Here is a 20167-nt window from a genome sequence, read left to right as displayed (position 1 = left end):
ATGGATAGCGGTTAAAGCGCCATGCTTAGCCGATTGCGCCACAACTTAAAGAACAACTCCACCCAAGGGCAAGATGGCTTCACTCTGGTCGAAGTCTTGGTGGCTGGCGTGCTACTGGCATCAATCATGGCAAGCGTGAGTCGGTTGAGCACCTCTGCGTTAGCAAGCAGCTCAAAGCAAGCTGAGAGAACAAGGATCGAAGCAGCAATCAATAACAACATCCAAAACTTGCAAATGGAAGATTCATATCTCCGTTTTACTGAGATGTCTCCCACTGAGCAGGAAGAAAGCTGTAAAGACCCAACAGGCAAACTACAAAGTCACCTCTCAGAGCAAGTCCCCGAACCATCACCTGACGGAGTTTCTCAGACCATTGAAAGAACATTTGAGACACTCGCTGAAGATGGCATGGATATTCTTGTTGTGAAGTACAAATTTAAATCTCCCGAGTACAAAGGCAAGTCTGATGCTGATGAACGGTGGGAATACAGGCGCATCGAACTCAATCCTAATTTTTCATCTCAATGCTTTACAACGATCAAGTGATACGGAATGAAAATTCAGGCTTTACGTTAGTTGAGCTGCTGGTTGTTATTGTCTTAATTTCGATCGGATCAGCTCTCAGCCTGCCCACATTCATGCGGACATTAAAGCAGCGTGAAGTTGATCGGTATACACAGACTGTTGAATCTGGATTGTTTAGTCTTCGCGCCAAACTCGGAACCACAAAGTCAAGCTGCGAAATCTCATTTCCAAGTCCAAATCAATATCGGCCTGTGTGGGATATCTTGGAATTCCAGCAACCCAATGGGATTCAAACCAATCTGACTGGCCGAATTAGCTGCTGCAATTCCCAAGAGGGATGCGTTGGGGGGCCAAACTATCGCATCATTAATCGAGAAGGAACTCCCGAGCGGGACAATGTTGAAGTTGCAACTACTTTGTCCGGCTTTCAAATGAGTCCGCCTGGCACGAGCGCCGACTCTAGTCTCCTAAGGATTTTAGTGCGCTCGAAAGATCATGCAGATTCTTCATATCGAACAAGCAATGGAAAGAGCCGCTTATTGACACGCTGTGTGGAAGTCTCAGGCAGCGGAAGCATTAGTCGAGGGACTTGGGATGGTGCATTAAAAGCATGCTCTATTGACTAGCGATTCCATTCAGAAAAGATTCACTTTCAACTCAGCAGCTATTCAACACAACTGCGGCAATAAAGGTAATGATGAACTCATATAGAAGCATCATCGCATTCACCAAGCTTTTGCTTTGATCCTCCGCTCTAGTTCTATGACGCGACTTCACCAGCTCATCAATCAGCGCAAAAATCACAAACGGCGAAGAGAAGCAGGAATCGCGTCCATGACGGAAGCCATGGTGGCAACGGTTGCAACATCACTCGTCATCGGAGCTTCAGCCCTTGGATTGAGAACAACAGAAACACTCATAGGGCAATCAACCGACAAGGCCACGCTCCGCCAGAACACCACCAACGGCATGCGCCTGATGCGCTCAGAAGTTGAACGTAGCATTCACCTTGTTGTAAAAAATACGGGAGGATTTCCTGAAGGCAAGAGTCACCTTGACTTATCAGATTCTCGATACACAAACTCGCTTTCAACTTGCGAAACTCTAGCTGGCACAAGTGGTTTTCAACCAATCTTTGGAGCCAAAATGATTGAATTAACAGATCCCGTTTTCTATGGGGTCAGCAAAGGTACCAATGGACTTGGTTATACCCTAAAACGCTGCGGTGCACCTTTAAAGCTTGATGGTAACTATGACGATGAGACTGAAAAAAGTTTCGTCTCAATCATCCTCGAAGATATTGGCAGAGTCCCTTGCAACACAGATGAATGTGCTACAGAAAAAGCATTAGGAACTTACCTATCCAGCTCTGACTTCACATTTGATCAGGGCTTTACCCCCTACAGAGAAGCATATGAACCAGCTCTCAGACTTGAAACAGATAGCAACTTTAAACTGATTAAGTTTGTTGATCCTACAGAAGCGAACCCTGAAGATGACAACATCAAAGCCAGTTTTCTAGAGAAGCGTAGCAATACAAAGACAATCACCAAAAAAGATCTGCACTTCGCAGCATTTGCCCGTGCTGACAAGCGTGTCAATGACTTAGATGATGATTCCAATGGAGGCATTCTAAGTGGCGCCTTCTTCCAGAACATCACCAGTGACAGAGTTCGATTTGTGGTCGATGGATCAGGCTCAATGAGTGCCTGTGTCTTATGGGGTGATGGCTATGCCCAGTGGCGGAAGTTCTACAAACCAGGCCATGGCTACATCACGACCAACCGGCGATGTGCATTAACTCGAATGGAATCTCTTCAGAAAGAACTAGCGGTGATACTTGACAAGCTGCCCGATGACACCCGAATTGGCCTGCGCTCATTCAGCTCATATGGATACGAAAATCACAAAGTTTGGAAAGACTATGGGACGAAGCTGAAGCGTCTAGGGGATGAAGGTGTCCGGGATTCAGCCATTGCTTTTGTTTACTCCCTCGATGATGAAACACCCTCATCTTGGGGAGGAACTGATCCATGGGATGCCATCCAGGCAGCCTTCAATGATCAAGAAACGGATGCTCTTTACTTCCTATCAGATGGCAAGCCAAACAGGGACCGCAATGGCGGCTACTGGGGGGGCTCAGATGAAGACCCAACAGCGAACTACTACGCCGGGTTGAACACAGGGCGGGATGTTGTCCTCAAGGTCCATACGACGGCTCTCGGACTCGAGTCCGCCTGGATGGAACAACTGGCAGAGCAGACAGGGGGGCATTACAACGAAGTCGATCGCGACAGCATTGGGGATGCCACGTCGGGATAAGCCTTACTTCTTCAGATACTTCTTCTTGCCACTGGCCGTCAGCACGTACTGCCCGCCTTTCGGGCCCGTGAAGATCTGCTCGGAAGCTTTGGCTGCCTTTGAGGGCTCAGGCTTCGCCAAAGGTTTGGGTTTGGGAGCGATGCCGGTTTGCTGCACCGTTTGACGCATCAGCGCCATCATCCGCTCAAGCCACGTTGGAACTGCCATAGCCGTTGCACTGGCAAAGATCAGCACCCTCCTTGTAACGCCAGCGTCAAGATTCTGCTGACGCTGGCGGCACACATTGACTGTTTTCCCAACGGCCTCGGCGTGTGATGCCCAGCGGCAAGCTGATCACCACACAGCGTTCTTGATCCAAACCATCCACCGCTAAGCGCACGGTGCCGCCCCCCAGCACCAAGCCATTGGCGGTGAACTGCAGCGCGGTGATGTTGTGATTCAGCCTCAGGCCATTGGCGCGATCACCCGCGAGCAATGGGCTAACGGCATGGGTGCAAGCAGGCAAGCTGCCGTCATCAGGTTCAACCCAACCGGCCTCCCCCAAGGCCAGAGCGCATGGACTCTGTTGATCCATCGCCTGATCGCGGGCTTGCTCAATGCCCAGCTCAAGCTGGCGCGCCGCGGCCAGCAACCGCTGATGGGCTATGGGCGTGCGGCTGGCGTTGAGGCTGGTGCCGGCCAGGATTCCCACAATCGCCACAGCAGTGAGCAGCTCAACCAAGCTCATTGATGCAGGCCCCCAACCCTTGAAGGCTGAACTCGCGCTGACGCTCCAGTTCACCAGCACTGACGCGCAGCTGAAGGAGTCCATCGGCAATCTGAAGTTGCCGTTCAGTCGGGAACGACTCGGCTGCCTCGATGGAGCCGGCTTGCTGCCACGTGGCCTGCAGCTCCACCAAGCCCTGGCGGCGTTGCTCCTTGTTGCTGCAATCCACTGCCAGCAAAGCCCCCTGCCTGATCAACAAACCCCCATCGCGCTGCAGTTGCAAGGCCAGCCAATGCTGTTGGGCAGCTGCTTGCTGTTGTTGCTGGGCCGCTCGGCCGATGGAACCCGAAAGCTGCAAGCCCAAGTTGCTGAAGATCCCCAGCAACATGGCGCTCACGAGCACCTCGGTTAATCCAAAGCCTGCCGCATCACGGCTGAAAACTCGGCATCGGCCTGTTGAGCGCGCTGCAATTCGCGCTTTTGGCTCAGCACTCCCTGCAAAGCCATGGCCTGCAGCGCCAAACCGCTGGTGATGATCACCAAGCCGAGCAATAGAACCGATGGCAGCACAAAACCCTGCTGCCGTGGTGGCTTGCTCCACATCACTGCCCCGCTGCTGGAAGCAGCGTTCCCCTATTTGTTCTCGTTGAGCTTGAGCACGGCCATGAAGGCCTCCTGGGGCACATCCACCTTGCCCATCGCCTTCATGCGCTTTTTGCCTTTGGCCTGCTTCTTCAGCAGCTTTTTCTTTCTGGAAATATCACCGCCGTAGCACTTGGCCAACACGTCTTTGCGCATGGCGCTGATGCTTTCGCTGGCGATGATGCGGCTACCGATCGAGGCCTGCAGCGGGATCTTGAACTGCTGCCTGGGGATCAACTCCTTGAGCTTTTCCACCAAGCCCTTGCCCACGCCATAGGCCTTATCGCGGTGCACGATCGTGGTGAGCGGATCGGCCTTGTCGCCATTGATCAACACATCCAGGCGCACCAACACGTTCTGGCGGTAGCCGATCAAGCTGTATTCCATCGAGGCATAGCCCTTGGTGCGGCTCTTCATCTGATCGAAGAAGTCGGTCACCACCTCCGCCAGAGGCAACTCGTATTGCAACGTCACCCGATCTGTGGTGATGTACTTCATGTCAATGAAGGTGCCGCGCCGTTCCTGGCACAGCTCCATCAAGGTGCCGTTGAAGCTATTCGGCGCGTAGATCTCCATCTTCACGTAGGGCTCCTCGATCGATTCGCGGGCCTGCGGTTCCGGGAGCGTGGCCGGGTTATCCACCATCACGGTGGAGCCATCAGCCATGTTCACCTTGTAGATCACCGATGGAGCGGTGACGATCAGATCGAGGTCGTATTCGCGCTCAAGCCGCTCCTGCACGATCTCCATGTGCAGCAAGCCCAAGAAGCCGCAGCGAAAGCCAAAGCCCATGGCGCTGCTGGTTTCCGGCTCGTATTTCAAAGCGGCATCAGAGAGCTTGAGCTTGTCGAGTGCATCGCGCAGATCGGGGTATTGATCAGCGTCAGTGGGGAACAGGCCGCAGAACACCATCGGCTTGGCCTCGGTGTAACCGGGGAGCGGCGCATCAGCAGGAGCACTGGCCAGGGTGATGGTGTCGCCCACGCGGGCATCGGCCACGGCCTTGATCGAGGCGGCCAGATAGCCCACCTCACCGGCATGCAATTCATCAACTTGCTTTTGATCGGGCGACATCACGCCGATCTCATCGAGTTCGTAGGTCTTCTTGCTGGCCATCAGCAAGACCTTGTCTTTCTTGCGAAGCCGGCCGCTCACCACCCGGAAGTAGACGATCACGCCCCGGTAGGGGTCGTAATAGGAGTCAAAGATCAACGCTTTGAGCGGTTCTTCTGTGGTGTCCGGTGGCGGCGGCACCCGATCAACGATGGCCTGCAGGATCTCAGGGACGCCCAGGCCGGTTTTGGCTGAGCAGTGGATCGCATTACTGGTATCGAGGCCGATGATCTCTTCAATTTCGGTGCTGATGCGCTCGGCATCAGCTCCCGGCAGATCGATCTTGTTGAGCACCGGAATGATCTCCAGATCATTGCCGAGTGCCAGGTAGACGTTGGCCAGGGTTTGCGCTTCCACCCCCTGGCTGGCATCCACCACCAGCAGCGCTCCTTCACAGGCCTGCAGGCTGCGGCTCACCTCATAGGAGAAGTCAACGTGGCCGGGGGTATCGATCAGGTTGAGCGTGTAGAGCTCACCATCGGCTGCTTTGAACTGCATGCGCGCGGCCTGCAGCTTGATGGTGATGCCCCGCTCCCGCTCCAGGTCCATGTTGTCCAGGAACTGCGCCTGCATATCCCGATCCGCCACCGTGCCGGTGTCCTGCAGCAAGCGATCGGCCAGGGTCGATTTCCCGTGGTCGATGTGGGCAATGATGCAGAAATTGCGGAGCCTTGAGACGGGGGCGTCTGTCATCAGCAGATCTTAGGGAGAAGCCCCTGCTCACCTGCTGCTTTGGCTAGGCAAGGGCAGAGCGCCGCAGGCCATGGCCTACCGCACCGATTTCGGCAGCATCCACCAGCGGCCCCTGGGGGTTTTTGGCGCTCCAGCGCGGTATGTGCAGGGCCCTGGCGCCACATGGGAACTGGGCCGTGAGCTGCAGCGCCTGGGCTTTGAAGGGCCCGTGCTGTTCATCGCTGGCGGCACCGCCCAACGCACCCTCGCCCCGATCTGGCAGGAGCAATTGCCACCGGTGGGCCTGCAGCCCGTGATCGATGCCTTTGGCGGTGAATGCAGCGAAAGCGAGATCAAGCGTTTGGTGGGGATGTCGGATCACCACGGCTTTTGCGCGGTGGTGGGAGCTGGCGGCGGCAAGGCCTCCGACACCGCCCGTGCTGTGGCCGATGAACTGGGGCTGCCGGTGGTGATCACACCCACCCTGGCCAGCACCGATTCCCCCTGCAGCGCTCTTTCGGTGATCTACTCCGATGAAGGCAGCGTCACCGGCTTTCGCTTCTACAACCGCCACCCCGAGCTGCTGCTGGTGGACACCGAAGTGATCGCCAAAGCCCCCAAACGCCAACTAGTGGCTGGCTTGGGCGATGGTCTAGCCACCTGGTTTGAAGCGCGCGCCACCCACGAAAGCCACCGCAACAACGTGGTGGGCGGCAAGCCCCTCACCAGCGCCCTGATGCTGGCCAAGCTCTGCCACGACATCCTCTTGGCCGATGGCCCAGCGGCTTGCGCGGCCATTGATGCTGGCGTTCCCACACCAGCGCTGGAGCGGATTGTGGAGGCCAACATCCTGCTCTCGGGGCTGGGCTTTGAAATCGGCGGTTTGGCCCTGGCCCATGCGGTGCACAACGGCATCAGCACCATCCCCGGCAGCCACCACAACCTCCATGGCGAAAAGGTGGTGATCGGCCTGCACACCCAGCTGGTGCTGGAAGGCCAACCCCAAAGCGAAATCGATGCGGTGTTCCGCTACTGCCAGCAGGTGGGACTGCCCACCACGCTGGCCCAAGTCGGCATCGACGCCAGTAACGACGCTGAACTGATGGCGATTGCTGAGCGCTCCGTGATCCCTGGGGAAACCAGCCACAACGAACCGTTTGAGGTCACCGCCATCGCTGTGATGAGGGCGCTGAAAGCAGCTGATCAACTGGGCCGGGCTTACCTCTAAAAGCTCAACAATCTCAGCGGCCCCTACTGCCACTTGGATGTTCTAGGCCCATCCTGTCGAGAGGGAAACTTCGTGAATTGGGCAGCTTCAATGCGCTGATGCCCGGTGTGGTGGCGCTGCGTCGCTACCGCTTTGGACAGGACTTCAGCCACGACCTCTTTGCCGGTCTGTCGGTGGCAGCGGTGGCGCTGCCGGTGTCGATTGCCTACTCCGAACTGGCCGGACTACCTCCGGCCATCGGGCTGTACGCCAGCATCGGGCCCCTGTTGGCCTATGCGCTATTTGGCACATCACCCCAGCTGGTGGTGAACCCCGATGCAGCCAGTTGCGCCATCCTTGCCGCGGCCATCGCACCGATGGCGGCAGGCGATCCGGCGCTCTACCTGGCGCTGGCCTCAGCACTCACCCTGTTCACCGGTGTGCTCTGCGTGCTGGCCAGTGCCTTTCGGCTGGGAGCCCTGGCGGACTTTCTTTCCAAGCCCATCTTGGTGGGATTCCTCAATGGAATCGCCATCTCCATCTTCCTGGGGCAAATCGGCAAGGTGCTGGGCTTTCAGATCACCGCCAGCCGGATCATTCCCAAGCTGATCGAGATCATCACCAAGCTGCCCACCACCCAGATGCCCACCTTGCTCGTGGGCCTGTTCAGCGTGGTGGTGCTGGTGCTGGTCAAGCGCTTCCTCAAAACCATCCCGGCGGCCCTGGCGGTGCTGGTGCTCTCAGCGCTGCTGGTGGGGCTGATGGATCTGCCGGCCATGGGCGTTGCCGTTCTGGCCCCAGTCCCAGCCGGGCTGCCCGCCCCAGCCCTGCCGCTGGTGCCGCTGGAGACCATTCCCAAATTGCTCGGTTCAGCCGCCGGCCTGGCGCTGGTGCTGTTCACCAGCGGCACGATCACCTCCCGCAGCTTTGCCTCGCGCGGTGGGTATGAAGTGGATGTGGATCAGGAGCTGGTGGCCTATGGCGCCGCCAACATTGCCGCCTCGTTGACCCAGGGATTTGTGGTCACCGGTGCTGACTCGCGCACCGCCATGGCGGTCACCGCTGGAGGCAGAACGCAGGTCACCGGATTGGTGGCCGCCGCCACTATCGCCCTGGTGCTGCTGGTGTTCACCGGCCCGCTGCAATTCGTTCCGGTGGCGGCCCTTGGCGTGGTGCTGATCGCCGCGGCCCTCTCGCTATTGGACATCGCCAGCCTGCGCCAGGTCTGGCGTATGGACCAGCGCGAGTTCGGCCTATCGCTGGTCACCACCGCCGGTGTGGTGGCCCTGGGCTCGATCAACGGCATCCTTTTTGCCGTGGCCCTAGCGATCATGCGCTTCGTGAAGCACACGGCGCGCCCGAGTGTGGAGTTGCTCGGAGAGCAAAAGGGACTGCCTGGGCTGCATTCCATCGATCGCCACGGCAAAGCCTCAGCCATCCCGGGGCTGGTGCTGTTTCGCTTCAACGCCCCGCTGGTGTTCTTCAACGCCGACCACTTCAAACAGCGCGCCCTCGCTGCTGTGAAGGCCTCCGGTGGTGAGCTGCGCTGGTTTGTGATTGATGCGGTGCCGATCAGCGACATCGACATCAACGGCCTAGCCGTGCTGAAGGATTTGCAGCAGCAGCTCCAGCGGCAAAACATTGCACTCATCTGGGCTGGACGCCAGAGCGAATTTCTCAACCTCATCGCCCAGATCGGCGAAAACACTGACGGCTTGGACAAGCTGACCTATCCGACCCTGCGTCAGGCGGTCAATGCCTACAAGGCGTTGTGATCCAAGCCGCGCTGCTGAGCGCTAGAGCCCCAGCACCGCTGTATTGCGGCTGCGGCTGCTGAGCACATCGCCGCCCCAGCTGGGGAACAGCCTCTTGAGCCGCTCTTGCCAAGCAGGAGTAGCCAAACGGCTGGCAAAGCAGCGCTCGAGCACCTCCAACATGATCGTGACGGCGGTGCTCGCTCCGGGCGAAGCCCCCAGCAAGGCAGCCAGCGAGCCATCAGCGGCGGCCACCACTTCAGTGCCCAGCTGCAACTGGCCGCCCTTGGGACCGTTTTTGATGATTTGCACCCGCTGCCCCGCCACCGACAGGGTCCAGTCGCTGGCCTTGGCCTGGGGCAGGAATTGCTGCAAGGCCTCCAGCCGCTGCTCCGGGCTTTGGCGCAGCTGATTGATCAAGTACTGCACCAACGAGACGTTGCCGGCCCCCACCTGCAGCATCGGCAGCAGGTTGCCGATGCGCACCGAGCGGGGCAAATCCAACAGCGAGCCCTGCTTGAGGAACTTGGTGCTGAAGCCAGCAAAAGGGCCAAACAGCAACGATCGCTCGCCATTGATGAAGCGCGTGTCGAGGTGCGGCACCGACATTGGCGGTGCGCCCACCTTGGCTTTGCCGTACACCTTGGCCAGATGACGACTGGCCAGCTGGTTATCACCACACACCAGCCACTGGCCGCTCACCGGGAAGCCGGCAAAGGCCTTGGCTTCCGGGATTCCGGAGCGCTGCAACAGCGGCAAGGCCCCGCCGCCAGCACCGAGGAACACAAACGGTGTTTGCACCCGCTCGCCGCCAGCAAGCTCAACGCTCCAATCGCCGTTGGACTTGCGTGTGAGGTTGTTGACCTCACAACCGGTGCGCAGCTCCAAGGCACCATTGCGCTGCAGATCCTGCAAATACAGCCGCGTCAGGCTGCCGAAATCCACATCGGTGCCTCTGGAGATGCGCGTCGCGGCCACCGGCTCCGACGCACCTCGCCCCTGCATCACCAAGGGCATCCACTCCGCCAACTTGGCAGGGTCGCTGCTCCACTCCATGCCGGCAAAAGCAGGCAGAGCGCTGAGCTGTTGGTGGCGCTGGCGCAGAAACGCCACATCGCCTTGCCCCCAGACAAAACTGATGTGGGGCACCGAATTGAGAAAAGCCGGGGTGTCGAGCTCGCCGCGCTCGCGCAACGTGGCCCAAAACTCCAAGCTGCGCTCAAAAGCCGCATTGATCGCCAAGGCCTTGGCGGTGGCCACGCGGCCATCGGCCTGCTGCGGCGTGTAGTTCAGCTCGCAATTGGCGGCATGGCCGGTGCCGGCGTTATTGGCCGCTGCACTGCTCTCGAGGGCAGGCCCATCGAGACGCTCCAGCATCAGCAGCCGCATGGCTGGATCCAGCTCATGCAGCAGCGCCGCCAGGGTGGCGCCCATGATTCCGGCGCCCACCAGCACCGCGTCGTAACGATCAGTCACGCCTGCCAGCTTTTAGGCTTCAACTAGCAAACAGCTTGCTGCCATGACCACCGATACCGCGGCCGCCACCAACGATCCCCAGGCCCTAACCCTGGAGAACGTGGAGCGCACCCTCGATGAGCTCAGGCCATTCCTGATGGCTGATGGCGGAAATGTGGAAGTTGTGGAGATCGACGGCCCGATCGTGAAGGTGCGTTTGCAGGGTGCCTGCGGCTCCTGCCCCAGCAGCACCATGACCTTGAAGATGGGCATTGAGCGCAAGCTGCGCGAAGCCATTCCCGAGGTGAGTGAAGTGGTGCAGGTGCTCTGAGGCACCTGCCTCGTAAGCTCCGCCCACCTGCCCTGAGGCCGTGCTGGATCAGCGCCTGCTGCGCGACAACCCTGAGCTGATTAGCCAGCAATTGGGCAGGCGTGGCATGGAGGTGGACCTCACCAAGCTGCAGCTGATCGCCAAACAAGAGCGCGACCTCGAAGAGCAGCGCAGCAATCTGCAAGCCGAAGGCAACCGCACCGGCAAAGAGGTGGGGATGCTGATCAAAGGCGGCGCCGCCCCCGACAGCGATGAGGTGAAGGCCCTGCGCGAAAAGGGCAACCGCATCAAGCAGCAGGTGGCGGTGCTGGAGGAAGAAGAAAAGGGCCTGGAAGCCAAGCTGCGCGAGCAGCTGCTGGCCCTGCCCAACCTGCCCTCAGCCGATGCCCCCGAGGGCAAAAGTGAGGCCGACAACGTTGAGGTCAAGCGTTGGGGCGAACCGCGCCAGGGCAAAGACCTCGAAGAGCACTGGCAGCTGGCTGATCGCCTCGGTCTGTTTGAAACCGAGCGCTCCGTGCGCATTGCCCAGAGTCGTTTCATCACCTTGATGGGTGATGGAGCCCGGCTCGAGCGCGCCCTGATCAGCTTCATGCTCGATCTGCACAGCACCAAGGGCTACACCGAGGTGATGCCGCCGATTCTGGTGAACAGCGCCAGCCTCACCGGATCCGGCCAGCTGCCCAAATTCGCCGAAGAAAGCTTCCGCTGCGCCGACGACGACCTCTGGCTCACCCCCACCGCCGAAGTGCCGCTCACCTCGCTGCATCGCGATGAGGTGATTGCCGTTGAGCAGCTGCCGCTCAAGTACGCCGCCTACACGCCCTGCTTCCGCCGTGAAGCCGGCAGCTACGGGCGCGACACCCGCGGCCTGATTCGCCTGCACCAGTTCAACAAGGTGGAGCTCTATTGGTTCTGCCACCCCGAAAAATCAGCTGAGGCCCATGAGCAGCTGACACTCGATGCCGAAGCCGTGCTGGAAGCCCTCGAGCTGCCCTACCGGCGCTTGGAGCTCTGCACCGGCGACATGGGCTTCTCGGCGGCCCGCACCTACGACCTGGAGGTGTGGCTGCCTGGAGCGGGCTCGTATCGGGAAATTTCCAGCTGCAGCACCTGCGGTGATTTCCAAGCGCGGCGATCAGCCATTCGTTTCAAAGAGGGCAAAGGCACCCAGCTGCTGCACACCCTCAATGGCAGTGGCCTAGCGATCGGTCGCACCATGGCGGCCCTGCTGGAGAACGGTCAGCAGCCCGATGGCAGCATCCAATTGCCCGCTGCGTTGGTGCCGTACTTCGGTCGCGAACGACTCACGCCACAATGATCCTCTTCTTGGGGTGAGCTTGTGGGGGTGCTTTCAGCGCTATTAATCCTGGCGCTGCTGGTGGTGGTGCACGAAGCGGGCCATTTCCTGGCCGCTGTTTGCCAGGGCATCCGGGTCACCAGTTTCAACGTGGGCTTTGGCCCAGCCCTGCTGCAAAAGCAGCGCAATGGCGTGCTGTATGCCCTGCGGCTGATCCCCCTGGGCGGCTTTGTAGCCTTCCCGGAAGACGAGCCCGATAACGACATCGACCCGCGCGATCCCGATCTACTCAAAAACCGGCCCCTCTCCCAACGCGCCCTGGTGATCGCCGCTGGTGTGATTGCCAACGTGATCCTGGCTTGGGTTGTGTTGGTGGGTCAGGGCCTGGTGGTGGGCATCCCTTCGGGCTTCAGCGCCACAGGTGGTGTGCTCGTCACCGGCGTGCAGCCCCAACAGGCCGCCGCACGAGCGGGCCTGGAGCCCGGCGACACCCTGATCGGCCTCAATGGCCAACCCCTTGGTGGCGGCAGCACCGCCGTGCAAAGCCTGGTGGATGCCGTCAAAAGCTCCCCCAGCCAGGAATTGCAAGTGGAAATCAAGCGCCAGGGTGAAACCCTCAGCGTGCCGATGATTCCGGCTGATCTGGGTGGCAGCGGCCGCATTGGCGCTCAGTTGCAACCCGCTGGAGTGGAGAACTTCCGCCGCCCCGCCAATCCGCTGGAGGTGATCAGCCGCGCCAATCGCGACTTCGCCGCGATTTGGACCCGCACCATCGATGGCTTTTGGACCCTGATCACCAACTTCGGTGAAACCGCTTCGCAGGTGTCAGGCCCAGTGAAGATCGTGGAAATGGGGGCCCAGCTGGCTGAGCAAGGCGGCTCAAGCCTGTTCCTGTTCACCGCGCTGATCTCCATCAACCTGGCGGTGCTCAACGCCCTACCGCTGCCCATGCTCGATGGCGGCCAGTTCGTGCTGCTGCTGATCGAAGGCCTGCGCGGCCGGCCGCTGCCGGAGCGGATTCAAATGGCCTTCATGCAATCGGGCTTGGTGCTGCTGCTGGGCCTCAGCGCGGTGCTGATCGTCAAAGACACCAGCCAACTGAGCTTGGTGCGTCAGTTGATGGGCAACTAAACCCATCGTTTATGCTGGCGGATTCCTGATTCCAATCCGGGCTGCCGCATGGCGAAGAAGTCGATGATCGCGCGGGATGTGAAGCGCAAAAAAATGGTGGAGCGCTTCGCCGCCAAGCGGTCGGCCCTGATGGAGGCGTTCGCCAACGCTGCTGATCCCATGGAGCGGCTGGAGATCCACCGCAAGATCCAACAGCTGCCCCGCAACAGCGCCCCCACCCGCATGCGCAACCGTTGCTGGGCCACCGGCAAGCCCCGTGGCGTTTACAGAGATTTCGGCCTGTGCCGCAACCAGCTGCGTGAGCGCGCCCACAAAGGCCTGCTGCCCGGTGTGGTCAAGTCCAGCTGGTGAATGACTTACTGGCGGCCTACGCCGCCGGTTGGTTTCCCGTGGCCGAGGGTCCCGATCGGGCTCTCGGCCTTTTTCGTGCCCGCCAACGGGCACTGATTCCCCTTGATCAGCGCTTCCATGTGCCCCGCTCCCTACGGCGCCAGCTGCGGCCCGGCCGCTTTGAGCTGAAGCTCAACAGCGCCTTTGCCGCCGTGGTGGATGGCTGCGCCGATCGCCCCAGCACCTGGATCAGCCTGGAATTAAGGGCCATCTACCAAGAGCTGCATCGCCTGGGCTGGGCCCACAGCATCGAAGCCTGGGATGCGCACGGCCTCGCTGGCGGCCAACTGGGGCTGGCGATTGGCCGCTGCTGGATCGGTGAATCGATGTTCCACAGCCGGCCCCATGCCTCCAATGTGGTGCTGGTGCAGCTGCAAAGCGCCCTGCGCCAAGGCGGCTTTGAGCTCTTTGATGTGCAGCTCAGCAATCCCCATCTGGAGCGCTTTGGCTGCTTTGAGCTCAGCGATGCGGAGTACACCAGCTGCCTGGCCAAAGCCGTGCAGCAGTCAGCCCGCCTGCAGATCGGCAGCAGCGCGGTCAGCAGCGGGGCCTGGATGCCAAGATGAAAGTTGACAGCAACCAGGACATAAGAGCCAGTGCAAGGTGAAACACGGTCGATCTCCTTTGATGGAAGGGAGATCCGACTGACGACGCGCCGTTACGCGCCCCAGGCCGGCGGCAGCGTCTTGATCGAATGTGGTGATACCGCGGTTCTCGTCACGGCAACCCGAGCCAACGGCCGCGAAGGCATCGACTTTCTGCCCCTGACCTGCGACTACGAGGAGCGCCTCTACGCCGCTGGCCGCATCCCCGGCAGCTTCATGCGCCGCGAAAGCCGCCCGCCTGAGCGCGCCACCCTCGCCTGCCGCCTGATCGACCGCCCGATCCGTCCGCTGTTCCCCAGCTGGATGCGCGACGACCTGCAGATTGTGGCGACCGTGATGTCGGTCGATGAGCGCGTCCCGCCCGATGTGCTGGCGGTGACCGGCGCTTCTTTGGCCACCTTGCTGGCCAAGATCCCCTTCTATGGACCGATGGCCGCCGTGCGCGTCGGCCTGCTGGGCGACGACTTCATCCTCAACCCCAGCTACCGCGAGATCGAGCGCTCCGAGCTTGATCTGGTGGTCGCCGGCACCGCCGAAGGTGTGGTGATGGTGGAAGCCGGCGCCCAACAGCTGCCGGAAGAGGACATGATCGAGGCGATCGACTTCGGCTACGAAGCGGTCCTCGAGCTGATCCGCCACCAGAAAGAAACGATCGCTGAGCTGGGCATCGAGCAAGTGGTGCCCGAAAAGCCGGAGGAAGACACCACCGTTCCCGACTACCTGGCCAAGCAGTGCACCAAAGACATCGGTGCAGTGCTCTCCCAGTTCACGCTCACCAAAGCCGAGCGCGATAGCCAGCTCGATTCGATTAAGGCCAAGGCTGCTGAGGCCATCGCCGCCCTCAAAGAGACCGATGCGGTGCGCGCCGCTGTGGGCAGCAACGGCAAGTTGCTGGGCAACAGCTTCAAGGCGCTGACCAAATCGATGATGCGCGCCCAGATCGTCAAAGACGGCAAGCGCGTTGATGGCCGCAGCCTCGATCAGGTGCGTCCGATCAGTGCTGCCGCTGGGGTGCTGCCCAAGCGCGTGCATGGCTCCGGTCTGTTCCAGCGCGGGCTCACCCAGGTGCTCTCCACTGCCACCCTCGGCACCCCCTCCGATGCCCAGGAGATGGACGACCTCAACCCGTCCAACGAGAAGCACTACCTGCACCACTACAACTTCCCCCCCTACTCGGTGGGTGAAACCCGTCCAATGCGCTCCCCCGGTCGCCGCGAGATCGGCCACGGCGCCTTGGCTGAGCGGGCCCTGCTTCCCGTGCTGCCCCCGAAAGAATCCTTCCCCTACGTGTTGCGCGTGGTCTCAGAAGTGCTGAGCTCCAACGGCTCCACCTCCATGGGTTCGGTCTGCGGCAGCACCCTGGCGCTGATGGATGCCGGCGTGCCGATCGCCGCCCCAGTGGCCGGTGCTGCCATGGGCTTGATCCGTGAGGGCAGCGAGGTGCGCGTGCTCACCGACATCCAAGGCATCGAGGACTTCCTCGGTGACATGGACTTCAAGGTGGCCGGCACCGAGAAGGGCATCACCGCCCTGCAGATGGACATGAAGATCACCGGTCTGGCCATGAAGACCATCGGTGAGGCCGTCACCCAGGCCCGTCCGGCCCGTCTGCACATCCTCGAGAAGATGCTCGAGGCGCTCGATAAGCCCCGCGACACCATGTCGCCCCATGCCCCACGTCTGCTCAGCTTCCGCATCGATCCAGAACTGATCGGCACCGTGATCGGCCCCGGCGGCCGCACGATCAAGGGCATCACCGAGCGCACCAACACCAAGATCGACATCGAGGACACCGGCATCGTCACCGTGGCCAGCCACGACGGTGCTGCTGCTGAGGAAGCCCAGAAGATCATCGAAGGCCTCACCCGCCGCGTCAGCGAAGGCGAGTACTTCGATGGCAAGGTCACCCGCGTGATCCCGATTGGCGCCTTCGTGGAAATCCTTCCTGGCAAGGAAGGCATGATCCACATCTCCCAGCTCTCCGATCAACGGGTCGAGAAGGTGGAAGACGTGGTCAATGTTGGCGATGAGGTGCGCGTTCGCGTGCGCGAGATCGACAACCGCGGCCGCATCAACCTCACCCTGCGCGGTGTGCCCCAGGACGGCTCCGATCCTCAGCCCACTGTGATCCTGCCGATCGGCGAGTCCTAAACCGCAAAGCCTGGATCAATCTCAGCCAAGCAAGCCCGGGCCAGCTCACAGAGCTCGGCCTGGGCTTTTCCATTGCTGGCGATCAGGCAGCCGGCTTGGCGCACATCGCCGTCGTTGTAGAGCAAGGGCTCGCCATCGGCGTGGCTGAAGGCACCGCCCGCAGCCAGCAGCACCGCTTCTGGAGCCGCCATGTCCCAATCCTTAGGGGCGCTGCGGCCCGACAGGGAGATGTAGACATCGGTCTCCCCACGCAGGATCGTGGCCACCTTGCCGCCGACACTGCCAATCGCCTTGGTGTCGCCCAAGGCCAACGCCTCCAGCAAACGCTCGAGCCGCTCATCGCGATGGTTGCGGCTCGCCACCAGCACCAAATCAGAGCGCTGTGCGCGGCTGCTGAGCTGGGCGGGGCGCTGCGTGCCATCGCGGGTTTCACACCAGGCCTTCTGTTCATCCACCAGGCCAAACCACACCTCTTCCCGCTCGGGCTGGAGCACCACCCCCAGCACCGGCCGTTGGTGGTGCACTAACGCCAAGTGCACGGCGTACTCGCCGGTGCCCTGCAGGAAATCCTTGGTGCCATCGAGCGGATCGAGGATCCACAGCCATTCGGCATCCAGCGGAACACCAGCGGTGAGCTGCTCCGCAGCGGTTTCTTCGCTGAGCAGAGCCCAGGGGGCATCCGGGAAGTTGCTGCGAAAGCCATCGAGCAGGTGTTGATTCACCGCCAGATCCGCCGCGCTCACCGGGCCTTCGCCGCCGTTGTCCACACTCAAGGCGGGGGGATAGCCAAAGGGAGGCTGCTCGGAGCGGGCATAGGCCCGCAGGATGTCGGCCGACTCCCAAACCAAACGCCGCAGCACCGCAAGGATGGCTTCGGTGGTGGGCATCATGGATTGATCACAGGCGAGCGCCATTGTGAAGGAGCCCAGCCCCGGGGTTCTCTATTTGGTGGGAACACCGATCGGCCACCGCGGCGACCTCTCGCCGCGGGCCCAGCAGCTGCTGGCAGCTGTTGACCGCGTCGCCTGCGAAGACACACGCCACAGCGGCTTGCTGCTGCATGGCCTGGGCATCCAGCAAAAGCTGATCAGCTTCCATCAGCACAACCAGCAGCAGCGCATCCCCGAACTGCTGCAGGCCCTGGATGATGGCGAAGCTGTGGCCTTGATCAGTGATGCCGGCCTACCGGGCATCAGCGACCCCGGCGAAGAGCTGGTGGCGGCGACTCGCGCGGCGGGCCGCACCGTGATTTGCATTCCAGGCCCTTGCGCGGCCACCACCGCTCTGGTGAGCAGCGGCTTGCCCAGTGGGCGCTTTTGCTTTGAAGGTTTTCTGCCGGCCAAAGGGCGCGAGCGGCAGCAGCGCCTGGCGGCCATCGGTCAAGAGGAGCGCACCAGCGTTCTCTATGAAGCGCCGCACCGGCTGCTGCAACTGCTCAAAGAACTGATCGAGCACTGCGGAGCTGAGCGGCCGGTGCAGGTGGCCCGCGAGCTCACCAAGCGCCATGAACAGCACGTGGGGCCCACCTTGGCGGCAGCGCTGCAGCACTTCAGCACATGCAAACCCCAAGGCGAATGCACGGTGGTGCTGGGCGGGGCGCCTGCCAGCGAACCCGAAGCTTGGGATGCCGATGCTCTGCGCGCCCAACTGCAACAGCTGCAAGCCGGCGGCCTCAGCGCCTCCGATGCCGCCCGTGAATTGGCCAGCCGCAGCGGCCACTCCAGACGTGAGCTCTATGCGCTGCTGCATAGCGCGGCAGACTGAACCCATCGCCACCAGTTGAAATGCTGCTGCGCCTGCGCCTGCTCACCGGAACCATGGTCAGCTCCTTGCTGCTGCTGGTGATGCTGTGCCTGGGCAGCCAAAACCTCAACCAGCGCGAACCACTGCAGCTTGGTTTTGGCCAAAGCGCTCCGCTGCCCACTGGTTTTGTGGTGGGCATCGCCCTGGTCTGCGGGGTGTTCAGCGGCGGCAGCGTTGCCGCACTGCTGCGGCGTTAGCTCAAGCGCCAGGGATGGCGTAGAGGCTGCCTTCTAAAACGATGCGGCTGATGCCCTGGGCCAGGATGAATGGCGCGGTGCGGCCAAAGACGCCGGAATCCGGCACCTTGATCACACGCTGACTGCGGCCGCACTGTCGCTTGGCCTGGCGGGGGTTGCTGAACAGCGCAATCGCCTGTTGCTCCATCTCAGTAGCCGCCACAGCACCCAGCTCGCTGAAGTCTTTAACGGGGGTGCCTTTGAGCTCGACGTCGCGGTCGACCAACAGATACACCGTGGAAGGCAAGCTTCCATCCACCAGCGGCTTACTGACGCAAGGGGCGCCGCCATCAATCACCCCGAGACCAGGCAGCGGGGCAATCGCCACAAAGGTTTCAGCAACGCTGTCGTCGTCGCTCAGCTCATCAAGCTCCTCGTCGCTGTCATCAGCGCCGAAATCATCGGCGTCATCAAGGGCCAAAGAGCTACTGCCCTCCAGCGGCTCATCAGCTTCCAGTTCAGCCTCAGGGGAAGGGGCCTCTGGTGCGGCCTCAGTTTCGGGTTCGTCTGCCTTGGGCTCGTCTTCTTTCACCGCAACAGCAGCAGTACCACGGCCACTGCGCTTCTGCTTGAGGCCTTCGTACTCATCGGGGCTGAGCAGAGCTTTCACGGTGCGGCTCACCGTGTTGGGGCTGCAACCAAACGCTTCGGCAAGCGCCGCCGCTGTCACGCCGGCCTTGAACTGGCTCACCAGCTCCTGCTTTTGGCTGTCGCTTAGGCGGGCCGGGGCCATTGGGGAGCTTTCACAGCCCTCCAATCTAAGCAGCTTCACTGGCAGGATTGGAGGGCCTGCTCCCTTAGCTCAGCTGGATAGAGCAGCTGCCTTCTAAGCAGCCGGTCGTTGGTTCGAATCCAACAGGGGGCGTCAAGCAAAACCAAAGCAGGGCAACTGAAGGCGTCTTTCGTCTCCCCAGTGATGGCGGCTGGAGTGTCCATCAACCTGCAGAACCATTTCGACCAAGTGACCGTTGACAGCGGAGGCCATCTGTCGGTGGTGAAATGCCGCCGACAGATGACCTGCCGCAACTGTCCCGTCGAGAAGGGACGGTCTTAGACGACAACCCTTGGTTCATCGATGGGTGTCAGGTGTACGCCCGTCAGAACCTTCAGGCCCGCCACGATCGCCATCTGATTGCAGCCGCTTACGCACGAGAGGGCTATTCGGTCCAGCTAGTCGAACGCGAAGCCACCACGCTGGAGCGCCAGCGGTGTTCAACACAGAAGGCCCAGACGGACGCCGCCAACGAAAGAGAAGCGGGCCGCGTGGCAGACGCTTCTCCACCCTCAGACGATCAGTCACCGGAAGCGAGTGCCGCAACCAGGAAGAAAGACCAAATCTGCAATCGCTTCAATATCGTCCCTGCGGAATTGACCACCCAACATGTACTCGACATAGGCAACGCGTTCCCCGCTTTGAGGAATCGGCTGCTGTACGACAACACGACCGCGCTTGGCTTGTTTACTCATGGCCGGTTAAAGCAATTAGGGGACGCTTACGTCCTAGACCGAGTGCGCATTGCCAAATTGCATCTACAGCTGCATTGAATAAAACAACTGACTACCGAAGCCTGTGCCGCAGATTTACTCACCAGCAAGGACTGGTTTAGTGCCAACGACGCCTGGGTGAAGCTTTCACATCGACTGGTGATGGAAGATTCCTGTGCCAAGCGATACCCAAGCAGAAGACACTCAGCTTCAGCTGTCCTATCAGCGTTGTGCAGGCAATTCTGTGCATCTTTGGCTTCGGCAAGGAAACAAAGCAGAAGCGGGTTAGCGGGAAAGTCGTTCGTCTTCACAGCATCACCGACCCGTTGCACCAATTCGCCA

The 20167-nt window shown here is 60.6% G+C and carries 22 protein-coding genes and 1 tRNA gene; 15 read left to right on the top strand and 8 right to left on the bottom strand.

The window, feature by feature from the left end:
• Positions 1 to 21 precede the first annotated feature (21 nt).
• From SynMINOS11_RS02845 to SynMINOS11_RS02835, 3 genes are all read left to right on the top strand, one after another.
• Positions 22 to 546, top strand: a complete 525-nt coding sequence (locus tag SynMINOS11_RS02845; RefSeq protein WP_186549722.1) for a type II secretion system protein — start codon at positions 22 to 24, stop codon at positions 544 to 546.
• Positions 525 to 1151, top strand: coding sequence for a prepilin-type N-terminal cleavage/methylation domain-containing protein (locus tag SynMINOS11_RS13100; protein WP_186549720.1), 627 nt, complete (start codon positions 525 to 527; stop codon positions 1149 to 1151). The genes SynMINOS11_RS02845 and SynMINOS11_RS13100 overlap by 22 nt, the downstream gene beginning before the upstream one ends.
• A gap of 136 nt (positions 1152 to 1287) precedes the next feature.
• Positions 1288 to 2847 (top strand): vWA domain-containing protein, encoded by a 1560-nt coding sequence (locus tag SynMINOS11_RS02835; protein ID WP_186549718.1) that lies wholly within the window; start codon positions 1288 to 1290, stop codon positions 2845 to 2847.
• A gap of 3 nt (positions 2848 to 2850) precedes the next feature.
• On the opposite strand, the gene SynMINOS11_RS02830 is transcribed toward SynMINOS11_RS02835, so the two are convergent.
• The 5 genes from SynMINOS11_RS02830 to lepA are packed head-to-tail and all read right to left on the bottom strand — an operon-like array spanning position 2851 to position 6001.
• Positions 2851 to 3081, bottom strand: a complete 231-nt coding sequence (locus tag SynMINOS11_RS02830; RefSeq protein ID WP_186549716.1) for a hypothetical protein — start codon at positions 3079 to 3081, stop codon at positions 2851 to 2853.
• Positions 3082 to 3100: 19 nt separating this feature from the next.
• A complete protein-coding gene (locus tag SynMINOS11_RS02825) occupies positions 3101 to 3574 on the bottom strand; it encodes a GspH/FimT family pseudopilin (protein WP_186549715.1) in 474 nt (157 codons plus the stop codon).
• Positions 3561 to 3956, bottom strand: a complete 396-nt coding sequence (locus tag SynMINOS11_RS02820) for a hypothetical protein (protein WP_186549713.1) — start codon at positions 3954 to 3956, stop codon at positions 3561 to 3563. The genes SynMINOS11_RS02825 and SynMINOS11_RS02820 overlap by 14 nt, the downstream gene beginning before the upstream one ends.
• Positions 3957 to 3961: 5 nt before the next feature.
• Positions 3962 to 4156: a hypothetical protein gene (locus tag SynMINOS11_RS02815; RefSeq protein ID WP_186549711.1), complete on the bottom strand. Its 195-nt coding sequence runs from the start codon at positions 4154 to 4156 to the stop codon at positions 3962 to 3964.
• 30 nt (positions 4157 to 4186) lie between these two features.
• A complete protein-coding gene (gene lepA / locus SynMINOS11_RS02810; RefSeq protein WP_186549709.1) occupies positions 4187 to 6001 on the bottom strand; it encodes a translation elongation factor 4 in 1815 nt (604 codons plus the stop codon).
• A 70-nt stretch (positions 6002 to 6071) separates the two neighbouring features.
• On the opposite strand from lepA, the gene SynMINOS11_RS02805 reads away from it, so the two are divergent.
• Together SynMINOS11_RS02805 and SynMINOS11_RS02800 are read left to right on the top strand one after the other, a co-directional pair.
• On the top strand, positions 6072 to 7208 hold the full coding sequence (locus SynMINOS11_RS02805; protein WP_186549707.1) for a glycerol dehydrogenase: 1137 nt from the start codon (positions 6072 to 6074) through the stop codon (positions 7206 to 7208).
• Between the two features lie 77 nt (positions 7209 to 7285).
• Positions 7286 to 8962 (top strand): SulP family inorganic anion transporter, encoded by a 1677-nt coding sequence (locus tag SynMINOS11_RS02800; protein WP_186549705.1) that lies wholly within the window; start codon positions 7286 to 7288, stop codon positions 8960 to 8962.
• Between the two features lie 21 nt (positions 8963 to 8983).
• On the opposite strand, the gene SynMINOS11_RS02795 is transcribed toward SynMINOS11_RS02800, so the two are convergent.
• Entirely contained in the window at positions 8984 to 10417 is a 1434-nt protein-coding gene (locus SynMINOS11_RS02795; RefSeq protein WP_186549703.1) for a malate:quinone oxidoreductase, read from the bottom strand.
• Positions 10418 to 10460: 43 nt separating this feature from the next.
• Between SynMINOS11_RS02795 and SynMINOS11_RS02790 the strand changes: the two genes are divergently transcribed.
• From SynMINOS11_RS02790 to SynMINOS11_RS02765, 6 genes are read left to right on the top strand one after another with little or no spacing between them, the layout of a single operon-like run.
• The gene (locus SynMINOS11_RS02790) at positions 10461 to 10727 is read left to right on the top strand and encodes a NifU family protein (protein WP_011934966.1); all 267 of its coding nucleotides are present in this window, start codon (positions 10461 to 10463) and stop codon (positions 10725 to 10727) included.
• Positions 10728 to 10767: 40 nt separating this feature from the next.
• A complete protein-coding gene (serS, locus tag SynMINOS11_RS02785) occupies positions 10768 to 12045 on the top strand; it encodes a serine--tRNA ligase (RefSeq protein WP_011934965.1) in 1278 nt (425 codons plus the stop codon).
• Positions 12046 to 12066: 21 nt separating this feature from the next.
• Positions 12067 to 13155, top strand: a complete 1089-nt coding sequence (gene rseP / locus SynMINOS11_RS02780; protein ID WP_186549701.1) for an RIP metalloprotease RseP — start codon at positions 12067 to 12069, stop codon at positions 13153 to 13155.
• Positions 13156 to 13203: 48 nt separating this feature from the next.
• Complete coding sequence (gene rpsN / locus SynMINOS11_RS02775; RefSeq protein ID WP_011934963.1) at positions 13204 to 13506, top strand: 30S ribosomal protein S14; 303 nt, start codon at positions 13204 to 13206, stop codon at positions 13504 to 13506.
• Entirely contained in the window at positions 13503 to 14111 is a 609-nt protein-coding gene (gene aat / locus SynMINOS11_RS02770; RefSeq protein WP_186549699.1) for a leucyl/phenylalanyl-tRNA--protein transferase, read from the top strand. Before rpsN ends, aat begins: the two co-directional genes overlap by 4 nt.
• 30 nt (positions 14112 to 14141) lie before the next feature.
• Complete coding sequence (locus SynMINOS11_RS02765; protein ID WP_186549697.1) at positions 14142 to 16301, top strand: polyribonucleotide nucleotidyltransferase; 2160 nt, start codon at positions 14142 to 14144, stop codon at positions 16299 to 16301.
• Here SynMINOS11_RS02765 and SynMINOS11_RS02760 read toward each other — a convergent pair.
• Positions 16298 to 17215 carry a 3'(2'),5'-bisphosphate nucleotidase CysQ gene (locus tag SynMINOS11_RS02760; RefSeq protein ID WP_255445462.1) on the bottom strand — a complete coding sequence of 306 codons (918 nt, stop codon included), beginning with the start codon at positions 17213 to 17215 and terminating at the stop codon, positions 16298 to 16300. The genes SynMINOS11_RS02765 and SynMINOS11_RS02760 overlap by 4 nt on opposite strands.
• 1 nt (position 17216) lies before the next feature.
• Between SynMINOS11_RS02760 and rsmI the strand changes: the two genes are divergently transcribed.
• Positions 17217 to 18065 (top strand): 16S rRNA (cytidine(1402)-2'-O)-methyltransferase, encoded by an 849-nt coding sequence (rsmI, locus tag SynMINOS11_RS02755; protein ID WP_186549695.1) that lies wholly within the window; start codon positions 17217 to 17219, stop codon positions 18063 to 18065.
• 20 nt (positions 18066 to 18085) lie between these two features.
• Positions 18086 to 18301 (top strand): hypothetical protein, encoded by a 216-nt coding sequence (locus SynMINOS11_RS02750; protein ID WP_011934958.1) that lies wholly within the window; start codon positions 18086 to 18088, stop codon positions 18299 to 18301.
• A 1-nt stretch (position 18302) separates the two neighbouring features.
• On the opposite strand, the gene SynMINOS11_RS02745 is transcribed toward SynMINOS11_RS02750, so the two are convergent.
• Complete coding sequence (locus SynMINOS11_RS02745; RefSeq protein ID WP_186549693.1) at positions 18303 to 19073, bottom strand: helix-turn-helix domain-containing protein; 771 nt, start codon at positions 19071 to 19073, stop codon at positions 18303 to 18305.
• 58 nt (positions 19074 to 19131) lie between these two features.
• Here SynMINOS11_RS02745 and SynMINOS11_RS02740 point away from each other — a divergent pair.
• Positions 19132 to 19205 (top strand) — tRNA-Arg (locus tag SynMINOS11_RS02740).
• Positions 19206 to 19339: 134 nt separating this feature from the next.
• Entirely contained in the window at positions 19340 to 19885 is a 546-nt protein-coding gene (locus tag SynMINOS11_RS02735) for a hypothetical protein (RefSeq protein ID WP_186549691.1), read from the top strand.
• Positions 19886 to 20167 lie beyond the last annotated feature (282 nt).

Source organism: Synechococcus sp. Minos11, from assembly GCF_014279855.1.
Lineage (GTDB): Bacteria > Cyanobacteriota > Cyanobacteriia > PCC-6307 > Cyanobiaceae > RCC307.
This window is presented reverse-complemented; position numbering and strand designations above follow the sequence as displayed.